Genomic DNA, 11551 nt, shown 5'->3' on the forward strand with positions numbered 1-11551 from the left:
GCCCGGCCATTCGCCACGAGGAAGCGCGGGCTTTCCGGGATGAACAGCAGCGCGACGAGGAAAAGCAGTGCCGGGGCAAGCTCGACCCAGAACATCCAGCGCCAGGCCTCATAGCCCCACAGCCAGATGCTCTCCGCCGTGCCGGCAGCACCGGCAATGAAATAGTTCGACAGGAAGGCGACGAACAGGCCGGTGATGATCGCCACCTGCTGGATCGTCGTCAGCCGCCCGCGCAGGTGCGCCGGCGCGATCTCGGAGATATAGGCCGGCGCCATGACGCTGGCTGCGCCGACGGCAAGCCCGCCGAGCACGCGGTAGAACATGAACTCGCCGGACGAGCCGGCAATGCCCGAGCCCCAGGCGCTGATGATGAAGAACACCGCCGCCACGATCATCATCGAGCGCCGCCCGAACTTGTCCGACAGCCAGCCCGCAAACGCCGCCCCGAACGCACACCCCAGCAGCATCGAGGCGACATTGAAGCCCGTGCCCACACTGTCCGAATTGAACGCCGTGCGAAGCCCATCAACCGTCCCGTTGATCACCCCGCTGTCAAACCCGAACAGAAAGCCCCCGATCGTCGCAACGATCGTCACCAGCAACACAAAGGCGAAATCGCCCCCTGCCCGCCCGGTCTGAGCGACTGAAATTGTCAAAGCTAACCTCCCGCCTTGTGTGTTCTTTTGCCGGAGTATGAAACGGCTCGCCGGGAAAAGCCATAGATTTTTGTTTGCGCTAACACTTTTGCGGTTCACCGGCCTTCCGAGGCGCTCAAGGCCCGAGAAGCCAGCCCTGCGGGAGGCCGTTTACAAGCGCAAAAGCTCTGGCATGATACCGCTATCAGAGCCGCGCGGCGGCCACATACGGGGAGGATGAACGATGCGCAGTCTGGGCGCCGGTATCTTTGCAACACTCTTGATCAGCCTCGCGACGCCTGCGCTCGCGCAAGGGGGCATGACCGCCGAAGAGGCCGCCGCGCTCGCCGCGCTGGAAGCCGAGCTCCCCGGCACGCTGATGAACAATCCGATGGCGCCCGGCTGGACCACTCACGGGACAAGTGCCTCGACCAAAGTGGTGAAGGCGCCGGAAGTTCCCGGCGGCCTCGCCTATGAAGTCAGGGTGAAACAGGCCAACAGGAATGCCTGGGATGTTTCAGTGACGACGCCTTTGACGGCCGGCGTGGCGCAGGGCGACGCTGTCCTCGTCGCCTTCTGGGCGCGGGCCTCAAAACCGGCTGCGGAAACCGGAGGCGCAGTCATGCAGGTGCGCGTTCAGGAGACAACTGCTCCGTACACGGGCATAGCCGAAGCGCAGGTGACGGTGCAGCCGAAATGGCAGCTGCACTATGTGAAGGGCATTTCCCCGGCGAGCTATGACACCGGCAGGATTGCGCTCGCCTTCAACGCCGGCAAGCACAAGCAGACCGTTCAGTTCGGGCAGGTCTATGTGATGAACCTCGGGCCCGGCGTGCGGCTCGACAGCCTGCCCTCCGCCCCAGAGGACCTTTAAGCGTCAGATCTTCCGCAATGATCCGCGCGAGATGATCCCGACATCCAGCACAACATTGCGCTGCATGGTCTCCGCAGCGTCTTCCCCTTCGCCCTCGCCATCGCGGGCACGCAGGAAGCGGGACAGCAGGTGGACAGATTCTGCGGCCATATCCGCAATCGGCTGGCGCACCGTCGTGAGCTGCGGCCAGATCGCGGTGGCGAACATGGTATCGTCGAAGCCGACGACCGAGAGATCATCCGGCACCTTGATTCCAAGGCGCTGGGCAGAAGACACAACGCCCGCAGCCATGTCATCGTTGCTGGCAAAAATGGCGGTTGGCTTGCCCTCCAGCGCGAGGATGGATTCTGCGGCCAGCATACCGGACCGGTAAGTGTAATCGCCCTGCGCGATCCAGCCGTCTTCAACCGTGAGGCCGTTCCGCGCCATGGCGGCCTTGAATCCCCGGAAACGCCGGCGGGACGACGACTGGTTGTCCGGCCCGCGAATGAACCCGATCCGGCGGTGCCCCTGCTCGATGATGTGCTGTGTCATTTCCTCCGCCGCCTGAGCATCGTCAATCGACACGCTGATGTCGGTTGCCGAGACATCTTTCGGCGCGATGAGCACCGTCACGATCTGCGCCGCTGTGAGCGCGTCGAGAATATCGTCATCCTCACTGATCGGCGGCGCCACGATGACACCGTCAAGACCTGCGCCTCCGAGACGTTCGACAAATTTCGGACCGTGCTCACGGATATCCTCCGAGGTGAAATCCTCGATCACCAAGTGGTGGCCCTCGTCGCGGCACGCCTGCAGCGCGCCGACCAGCAACTCGCCGAGATAGGTGTTGGAGGGGTTATGAAAGATGAGGCCGATGAACAGCGACTTGCCGCCGGCAAGTCCGCGCGCAAGAAGGTTCGGCCGGTAGTTCAGTTCGCGGATCGCCTCCTCGACCTTGACCCGGGTGGATTCCTTCACCGTCTCGCGCCGGTTGAGAACACGCGAGACCGTCATCTGCGAGACGCCCGCAAGTTCCGCGACCTCCTTGATGGTCGCATGCGACCGGCGAGCCGGGCGACGCAGAACTTCATTCATATGGGGCTACCCCTCAAATCACCGGAAAAGTCCGGGTTGAAGCAATTATAGCCCGGCTGCGGCCTGAACTGTCAACGGTCGCCCGGGCCGCACCCCGCCTCAGAGGTGACGGTTAAGCACGTTTTCGAGCCATTCCTGACGGCCGGAGCGGGGCTGCGGGTCGAGCCCCTCCTTCACGGCGCGCTCGGAGATCGCCTCAAGGCTCGCCTCCTTGAGCAACCATTGGCCAAGCTCACCCTTCCAGCCAGCATAGCGCTCGTCGACAAAAGCGTCGATTTCGCCCGAATCAAGAATGTCTGCCGCCGCGATCAGCCCGCGGGCGAGCGCGTCGAGGCTGCCGATATGGCCGTAGAACATGTCTGCCGGGTCAATGCTCTGGCGGCGGACCTTGGAGTCGAAATTGAAACCGCCGGTGGTGAAACCGCCCCCGCGGAGTAGCTCGAGCATGGAGCGGGTTATCTCCAGGTGCTCCATCCAGAACTGATCCGTATCCCAACCATTCTGCGGGTCACCGCGATTGGCGTCGATGGAGCCGAAGATGCCGAGCGCGAATGCAGTGGCGATCTCATGGTCCATCGCATTGCCGGCGAGGGTCGCGTGGTTGGTCTCGATATTGACCTTAACTTCGTTCTCGAGACCGTACTTCTTGAGGAAGCCATAGACGGTCGCCGTATCGCGATCATACTGATGCTTGGTCGGCTCGTGCGGCTTCGGCTCGATCAGCAGCGTGCCCTTGAACCCGATCTTGTGCTTGTGCTCGATCGCGAGCGTCAGAAGTCGCGCCAGCTGGTCCAGCTCATGGCCGATGCGGGTGTTGAGCAGCGTATCGTAGCCCTCGCGGCCGCCCCAGAAGACATAGTTCTCCCCGCCAAGGCGATGGGTCGCATCCATTGCATGGCGCACCTGCGTTGCGGCGCAGGCAAAAACCTCCGGGTTCGGATTGGTCGAGGCGCCGCCCATGTACCGGCGGTTGCTGAACACGTTCGCCGTGCCCCAAAGCAGCTTCATCTTCGTCGCCGCCATCTTCGCTTCAATCTTGTCGACCATGACCGCGAAATTGTTGACATGTTCCCGGATATTCGCCGCCGGCGCCATCACATCCACATCGTGGAAAGCGAAGTAGGGCACGCCGAGTTTTGTGAAGAATTCGAAGGCGACGTCCATCTTGGCATCGGCCATCTCCTGCCCTGTCAGCTCGTGCCAAGGGCGGCGGAAGGTGCCTTCACCGAAGATGTCATATCCATCCCAGCAGAAGGAGTGCCAGTAACAGACGGACGGACGCAGATGATCTTCCATCCGCTTGCCGCGGATCACGCGGTCCTTGTCATACCAGCGATAAGCCAGTGGATTGCGGCTTTCCGCGCCTTCATAGCGGATCGCCGGAATGGACGAGAAGTAAGACGCGGTCATGGGAGAGACTCCAAGGCAAACAGGGATTTCAGACGGGGATAGGCCTGGCGAAAGCGGGCGCGGTTTGCCGCAAGGCGCTCCACATCCTCCGGGGCCGGATCAATTTCATTCAGCACAGGCGGCGGCGCGCACGCCTCTTCCGCGCTGGCGCCGGTGACGGCAATCAGGGCGAGCTTTGCGGCGCCGAAGGCCGGGCCAACCGCGCCATCGCGGCGATAGACAAGCCGGCGGCCCAGCGCAGCGGAAAGGATACGGCCCCAATAGGCAGAGCGTGCCCCGCCACCGATGACGGTGATGTCGCCGACCGTACCACCTCCCGCCGCCAACGCATCCATTCCGTCCGCAAAGGCAAAGGCAACACCTTCCAGGACGGCCTGCCCGATGGCTGCTGCATCGCTGTCATGGTCGAGCCCCAGCAGCACGCCGCGCGCATGCGGATCATTGTGCGGCGTGCGCTCCCCGGAAAGGTAGGGCAGAAACACTTCCGCCCCGCCGATGCTTCCGCGCGCTTCAGCCTTGGCAATGAGTTCGCCAGCATCGTGAAAGCCGGTCAGGCGCGCCGCCCAATCCACGCAGCTCGCAGCGGACAGCATAACGGTCATCTGATGCCAACGGTCCGGCAGTACATGACAGAAGGCGTGCACCGCCTGAGCTGGATTGGGCAGGAACTTGTCGCCAGACAGGAACAACACGCCAGATGTTCCCAGAGACAGGAAGGCATCTCCTGGCCTGATCACACCGACCCCGACCGCGCCAGCCGCATTGTCTCCTCCGCCGCCCGCAACCGGGACAGAAGGCATGCCCCAGCTTTTCGCAATATCTGCGCGAAGCGTGCCGGTAATAGCGCATCCTTCAAAGAGCTGCGGCATATGGCTTTCGGAAAGGCCCGTCGCCGCGAGGATTTCTGGCGACCACGCGCGTTTCGCCACATCCAGCCAGAGCGTTCCCGCACTGTCAGACATGTCGGACGCCGCTTCGCCCGTCATCAGCAGGCGGACATAATCTTTCGGAAGCAGGACACGCGCGACTTTCGAAAAAATCTCCGGCTCATTCTCGCGCACCCATAGCAGCTTCGGCGCGGTAAATCCCGGCATCGCAAGGTTACCCGCAATTTCGTGCAGGCCCGGCGCAGCCGCTTCAAGTGCGCCGCATTGCTGGAAGCTGCGGCCATCATTCCAAAGTATCGCCGGTCGAAGAAGCTCATCGCGAGCGCCGAGCAGAGTTGCACCGTGCATCTGACCGGACAGGCCAATGCCTTCGACTTTCGCGCGCCTGTCGGGCGAAAGATCGAGCACCGCCTTGTTGGTTGCCGCCCACCAGTCCGCCGGATTCTGCTCAGACCACAGGGGCTGCGGACGCGACACACTTAGCGGCGCGGACGCCTGATCGATTACGTCACCGGTATCATTTATCACGACCGCCTTGACGCTTGATGTGCCGATGTCGATTCCAAGAAACATGGCAGCGTGTCCGGGTCAGCTTCTCACCGGTGCGGCGCGCAGGGCAGCAGCCACTGCCTCGCGCATCTGCTTGGGCTGATAGTTTGAATCAAACAGCGTCGGCCGCTTCTCCACACCATCCGTCCGCGGAAGGAAGCTCTGCAACCAGCTATACTTGTCGACCAATCCCCACATCAGCAGCTCTTTTGTCTGCGGATAGGAGAGCATGATATCGAGATAGTCCTTGGTGAAGCTGGCAATCAGTTCGTCGCGGCGCGCAACATCCGGCCCGAGGCGCGTGTCATTCACATCAAACTCGGTCAGCGAGAAGTCTAGCCCCATGCCTGCCGCCTCATCACAGAATTGGCGCCAGGCTTTCTGCTTCGCGGGCGTAAATTCATCCGGCATGTCGAAATTCGAATGACTCTGCATGCCGAACACGGTCAGCGGTGCGCCGCGCTTCAGCAGGGCTTCCATCAACTTCAGGACGCCGGCGCGGTGGTTCTCGTTGCCGCTCTCCCAGCTCATGTAGTCATTGTAAGCAAGCCGCGTTCCGGGGCTGACTTCGGCTGTCTTGCGGAAACAGAATTCGATCACATTCAGCGGGCCGCCCATCGCACGAGAGAAACTGGTCTCACGCAGTTCGCCCGTCTTGTCGTCCACGGCTTCGTTGATCACGTCCCATTCGTGAATGAACGGATGCGCCCGCGAAGCGACGCGCGTGATGTAGTCTGACAGCATCGCCTCGGCTTCGGCCGCGCTCGAGAAGGTAAGATTGTTCACCCAGTCCGGAAACCAGCGCGGGTGATGCCAGATCACCGTGTGTCCGCGCATCTTCAGTCCATTGGCCTGCGCAAAGCCAACCAGCTTGTCCGCCGGCTCGAAATTCCAGACATCCGGCTGCGGATGGATCGTGTACCACTTGTGCTCGTTCTCGGCGACGATCACGCCGCAATCGGCCTGCACCAGGCGCACATATTCGGGATCATCCACCTGATAGGCTGCCATGGCCGTGCCGAAGAGCAGACCCTTGGCTTTTGCGAGGTCTTTCAGAGGCTCCGGATCAACCGGGAACACAGGTGCCGGAGCGCCGGGACTGGCGCAGGCGGCCATCGCGCCAGCGCCTGCCAACAGCCCTAGTGCGGTCCTGCGGGACATGCCTGTCATGTTGCTCCTCCCATTTTTTCGGGTTTTTGCCCATTTCCCAGAAGAATCGGGCTTCCCATTGATTTTGGTAACGCTATCATTTGCTGCTATCACGAAGCTTCGCGCTCCGTCCAGACCAAATTATCGACAGGCTGAAGCGAGCTCCCAACGAGCCCTGAAAGCCGCATCCGGGAGGAAATCATGACCCCATTCCGCAGCACGCGCACCGCCGCCATTCTAGTCCTGATTGCACTGCTTTTCATCTCAGGATGCGCGGGCCCCGCCAAGCCCGAAGCGGTGGCCGAAGCCGTGTTCCGCAACTTCGTCTATTCCGGCGAAGACCCGAACCCGGAAGCGGTGGCCACCGACGGAAACTACATCAACCCCATCCTATCCGGTTTCTATCCCGACCCCTCCATCACGCAGGCCGGCCCGGATTTCTACCTCGTACATTCGACCTTCACCTGGTTCCCCGGCATCCCGGTCTGGCACTCGACAGATCTCGTGAACTGGACGCAGATCGGCAATGCCATCGACCGGCCCGGCATGCTGGATTTTGACGGGCTCGGTCTCTCGCGCGGTGTCTTCGCCCCGACGATCGAACACCATGACGGCACATTCTACATCGCCAACACCTGTGTCGATTGCGATGGAAACTTCATCCTGACCGCAAAGGACCCCGCAGGCCCATGGTCTGATCCGATCTGGATGCCGCATGTCGGCGGCATCGATCCCTCCCTATTCTTCGATGAGGACGGAAAGGTCTGGCTGATGAACAATGACGGCCCTCCAGGCGAGGTCCTCTATGACGGCCACCGTGCCATCTGGATGCGTCAGGTCGATCCTGTGACGTTCGCCCCGCTTACAGAGCCGGTAGTCCTTATCGACGGGGGTGTGCGGCCTGAAGAAAAGCCGATCTGGATCGAAGGACCGCATATCTACAAGAAAGATGGCTGGTATTACCTCTCCGCAGCCGAAGGGGGCACAGCGGTTGGTCATTCGCAGGTGATCCTCCGCTCGCGGACGGTTACAGGCCCGTACACGCCCTATGAGGGCAACCCGGTTATGACCCAGCGCGACCTGCCGGAAGACCGCCCCAACCCGATCACGTCTGTCGGCCATGCCGATTATGTCATTGATGATGCGGGCGCCTGGTGGGCGGTGTTCCTTGGTGTGCGCCCCTACAAAGGCGACTATTACAATACGGGGCGTGAAACCTTCCTGCTGCCCGTCACCTGGAAAGATGGCTGGCCGGTGATCCTCGAGCGTGACGCCCCCGTACCCGTCAGCCTCCCGCGCCCATCGCTTCCCGCCTCAGCCCCCCCGGCCCTGCCGACAACCGGGAGCTTTACCCTTACCGAAGATTTCTCCGGCCCTCTCCAGCCGCACTGGATGACGCCCCGTGTTCCCAAGTCTGACTGGTTCCGCACCGGAGATGGCACCCTGACCCTGACTCCGCGTACGGACGGTCTCGGCAGCAGCCGCCAACCCTCGTTCCTTGCCCGCCGCCAGCAGCACATGAACGCGTCCGTCGAAGTCGAGCTCGCCTTCACGCCGGCCTCCGGCAGCGAAGCCGGCCTGGCCGCTTTCCAGAGCGACGAATTCTGGTTCGCGCTGGGCGTCACCCGCGATGACGAAGGCACTGCCGTTCTTCGCTTGCGCCAGCGCTCGGGCCCGGACAAAGCGGAAACCGGCGAGGTTCTTGCCGAAGCCGCCATCCCTGAGGGCACACCCATTCACCTGCGCTTCGAAGGCCAAGGCGCGCGCTATCAGGCAAGCTGGTCCCTGCCCGGAGAAGACTGGCAGGCCATCGGCCCCGAACTCGACGGGAAGCTCCTCTCCACGCGCACGGCGGGCGGGTTCGTCGGCGCCGTTTTCGGGGTCTATGCCGAGCAAGCTGGACAGCCCTGATCAGGCCGCCACATAAGTCCGCGCATCGCAGTTTTCCGCAATGAACTGCTCGTGCGTGGGCATATAGGTTGCAGACGTCGCAATGGTTTCGCGGATGTTCTGCAGACGCCTCGCCGTCTCCTCCGGAGACTGAACATCTGCCACAGGATCATAATCCAGAGGCTTCAGCCCCTGTCCGATCATCACGGCAAACCAACTCGTGTCATTGAACAGTTCCTCGTTCTCGCGGAACACCCGGCCATGGCTTCTGAACAGTTCCATCTTGTCAGCAAGGTAGTCCGGAATCGGCATGTTCCGTGTGTATTTCCACAGCTCTGAATCGTCGCGGCGGTTCAGGTGGTAGTGCAGAACAATAAAGTCCCGGATGCGCTCATACTCAAACGTGGTCACCCGGTTATAGCGGTCGATGTCAGGCTGGTTGAAACCGCCCGACGGAAACATCTGCATCAGCTTCGCGACACCGGACTGGATCAGGTGGATGGAGGTTGACTCAAGCGGCTCTATGAAACCCGCCGACAAGCCGATGGCTACGCAGTTCTTGTCCCAGAATTTCCTCCGGTGCCCCGCCACAAAGCGCAGATGGCGCGGCGCATCCAGCGCCTTGCCATCGAGGTTGGACATCAGGATCTCCGTTGCGCGCTCTTCCGTCGTGAACGCACTCGACCAGACATGGCCGTTACCAATCCTGTGCTGCAGCGGAATCCGCCATTGCCAGCCCGCCTCGCGCGCCGTCGACCGCGTGTACGGGGTCAGCCGCTCCGCACTCTCGCAGGGCACCGCCACTGCCCGGTCACAGGGCAGCCAGTGCGACCAGTCATTGTATCCCGCCTTCAGTGCCTGCTCGATCAGCAGCCCCCTGAACCCCGTACAGTCGACAAACAGGTCCGCATCCAGGATGCGTGCATCCGTAAGCTGAACATGCTGTACATAGCCAGTCTCCGGATGTAGCGCGACATTCGTGATCTTGCCCTCATGCCGCGTCACCCCGCGTGCCTCGGAATACTTCCGCAGATACCGCGCATAGAGACTCGCATCGAAATGGAATGCATAGGCAATCTTGCTGAGCGGCGAGTTACCCGCATTGACGGGCCGCATGAACCGGTTCTGCCGCGCGGCAAGCGCCTGCAAATTGTACTGGTCCATCGTCTCCGGCCCATAACCGGACGCATGATGCTTGAGGAAAAAGGCATGGAACGACACGCCGTCCATATCCAGGCCATAGGCGCCGAAAGGATGGATATAGCGCTCGCCCAGCGCGCCCCAGTTCACGAACTCGATGCCGAGCTTGTAGCTGCCCTGCGTCGCCTTGACGAAGTCATTTTCGTCAATACCTAGCGTGCGATTGAATGTCCCGATCTGCGGGATCGTCGCCTCACCGACACCGACTGTGCCAATCTCCTCCGACTCGACCAGCTGGATGTCGGCATAATCGTTTTTCAGAAGTTTCGCGAGAACCGCCGCTGTCATCCAGCCGGCCGTGCCGCCGCCCACGATCAGTATCTTGCGAACCCGGTTGTTCGTCATCGGATCATTTCCCTCACTCAACAGGCTCAGGCGCCGCGCAGAAGCGCGTCAGGAATTCCTGGTGCGTCGGCAGGCGCAGCGCCGTCTCCCGCACCGCTTCGCGAATCCCCTGCACCTGCTTTGCCACAACATTCACATCCAGTGCATCCGCCATCGGATCCCACCGCTCCGGCATGATACCCTGCCCCATCAGCACAGACTGCCAGTTCGCCTCGCCAAACAATTCATCCTCGAAGCGGAACAGACGCCCGTTCGACCTGAAAAGATCAACCTTCTGCGCCAGCGTGTCCGGAATATCCATGTTTCGCACATAGTCCCAGAACGGTCCGGTGCGCTCCGTCGCCTTGTAATGAAGAATGAGGAAATCGCGCGTCTGCTCGAACTGCAGGATGCTGAGGCGATTGTAAGTGTCCCGCTCGACCGGATTGAAGCGTTTGTCCGGCATCAGGGCAATCAGCTTGGTCACGCCTGCCTGAATGAAATGGATGGAGGTGGACTCAAGCGGCTCTATGAAGCCGCTCGAAAGCCCCAGCGCGACGACATTCCGGGACCAGAATGCTTCGCGCCGTCCCGTGGTGAAGCGCAGCTGCGAGGGCGCTGTCAGCGGCCTTCCGGATATGTTGGCCAGCAGGATTTGCCCGGCCTCGTCATCGCTCATGTAGTCGGAACAATAGACATGGCCGTTGCCTGTGCGGTGTTGCAACGGAATCGTCCACTGCCAGCCCGCCGGCTGCGCAGTCGACCGCGTATAGGGCAGCGGCTCGGCAACACGCTCGCTCTGCACCGCGAGGGCACTGTTCATCGGCAGCCAGTGCGACCAGTCAACATACGGCACGCCCAACGCCTTGCCTATCAGCAGCGCACGAAAGCCCGTGCAATCAACAAAAAGGTCGCCCTCGATCTCGCGCCCGTCTGCTAGCTGCAGCGATGAAACAAATCCGTCCTCACCGCGCAGCTTCACATCCGCGATCCTGCCCTCGACACGCTTTACGCCGCGGGCCTCCGAGTACCGGCGCAGATAGGCTGCATACAGCGCCGCATCGAAATGAAACGCATACGCCATGCTGGACTGCACTGTGCGCGGGTCCGGGTCAGGCGGCGCAAACCGCCGGAGGCGCGCAGCCATCGCCGAAAGACAGTATTCCTCGATCTCACCAACGTCGTAGCCGAGCGCGCGCAGCTTCAGCCAGTACTGATAGAAGCGCACCGCATTGATATCGCGCCCATAGTCCCCGAACGGATGAACATAGCGATGGCCCTCACGCAACCAGCCTTCAAACTCGATGCCGAGTTTTATGGTCGCCTGCGTCTCGCGCATAAACTCCGAGAGGTCGATACCGAGCAGGCGCAGGAACATCGCAATCGGCGGAATTGTCGCCTCGCCGACCCCCACAGTGCGGATTTCTTCGGACTCGACGAGGGTGATGCGCGTCTCGCCATTGTTGGTGAGACGGGAAAGCGCAGCCGCCGCAATCCAGCCTGCTGTTCCGCCGCCCGCAATCACGATATGCGAAAGTGTGTGGGGTGAGTTCATG

Annotated in this window: 9 protein-coding genes; 2 read left to right on the top strand and 7 right to left on the bottom strand. The window is 61.6% G+C overall.

Annotated features, from left to right (window positions below; genetic code table 11):
• Window positions 1-650: MFS transporter (locus tag ACK4TE_RS10115; RefSeq protein ID WP_409911419.1), on the bottom strand; the 650-nt coding region annotated here is incomplete at its 3' end.
• A 229-nt stretch (window positions 651-879) separates the two neighbouring features.
• Here ACK4TE_RS10115 and ACK4TE_RS10120 point away from each other — a divergent pair.
• Window positions 880-1509: a hypothetical protein gene (locus ACK4TE_RS10120; protein WP_409911387.1), complete on the top strand. Its 630-nt coding sequence runs from the start codon at window positions 880-882 to the stop codon at window positions 1507-1509.
• A gap of 3 nt (window positions 1510-1512) precedes the next feature.
• Here ACK4TE_RS10120 and ACK4TE_RS10125 read toward each other — a convergent pair whose 3' ends face one another.
• The 4 genes from ACK4TE_RS10125 to ACK4TE_RS10140 all read right to left on the bottom strand — a co-directional run bounded on the left by ACK4TE_RS10125 (window position 1513) and on the right by ACK4TE_RS10140 (window position 6593).
• Window positions 1513-2586 carry a LacI family DNA-binding transcriptional regulator gene (locus ACK4TE_RS10125; RefSeq protein ID WP_409911388.1) on the bottom strand — a complete coding sequence of 358 codons (1074 nt, stop codon included), beginning with the start codon at window positions 2584-2586 and terminating at the stop codon, window positions 1513-1515.
• A 99-nt stretch (window positions 2587-2685) separates the two neighbouring features.
• A complete protein-coding gene (xylA, locus tag ACK4TE_RS10130) occupies window positions 2686-3996 on the bottom strand; it encodes a xylose isomerase (RefSeq protein ID WP_409911389.1) in 1311 nt (436 codons plus the stop codon).
• Window positions 3993-5456, bottom strand: coding sequence for a xylulokinase (xylB, locus tag ACK4TE_RS10135; RefSeq protein ID WP_409911390.1), 1464 nt, complete (start codon window positions 5454-5456; stop codon window positions 3993-3995). The genes xylA and xylB overlap by 4 nt, the downstream gene beginning before the upstream one ends.
• A 15-nt stretch (window positions 5457-5471) precedes the next feature.
• Window positions 5472-6593, bottom strand: a complete 1122-nt coding sequence (locus tag ACK4TE_RS10140) for an endo-1,4-beta-xylanase (protein ID WP_409911391.1) — start codon at window positions 6591-6593, stop codon at window positions 5472-5474.
• Window positions 6594-6782: 189 nt separating this feature from the next.
• Here ACK4TE_RS10140 and ACK4TE_RS10145 point away from each other — a divergent pair, with 189 nt between their 5' ends.
• Window positions 6783-8492: a glycoside hydrolase family 43 protein gene (locus ACK4TE_RS10145; RefSeq protein ID WP_409911392.1), complete on the top strand. Its 1710-nt coding sequence runs from the start codon at window positions 6783-6785 to the stop codon at window positions 8490-8492.
• On the opposite strand, the gene ACK4TE_RS10150 is transcribed toward ACK4TE_RS10145, so the two are convergent.
• Window positions 8493-10016, bottom strand: a complete 1524-nt coding sequence (locus tag ACK4TE_RS10150; RefSeq protein ID WP_409911393.1) for a tryptophan halogenase family protein — start codon at window positions 10014-10016, stop codon at window positions 8493-8495. It abuts the gene before it with no gap.
• Between the two features lie 13 nt (window positions 10017-10029).
• Window positions 10030-11550 carry a tryptophan halogenase family protein gene (locus ACK4TE_RS10155; protein ID WP_409911394.1) on the bottom strand — a complete coding sequence of 507 codons (1521 nt, stop codon included), beginning with the start codon at window positions 11548-11550 and terminating at the stop codon, window positions 10030-10032.
• Window position 11551: the final 1 nt, after the last annotated feature.

This window comes from Hyphomonas sp., from assembly GCF_046313975.1.
In the GTDB taxonomy this organism is placed as follows: Bacteria; Pseudomonadota; Alphaproteobacteria; order Caulobacterales; family Hyphomonadaceae; genus Hyphomonas.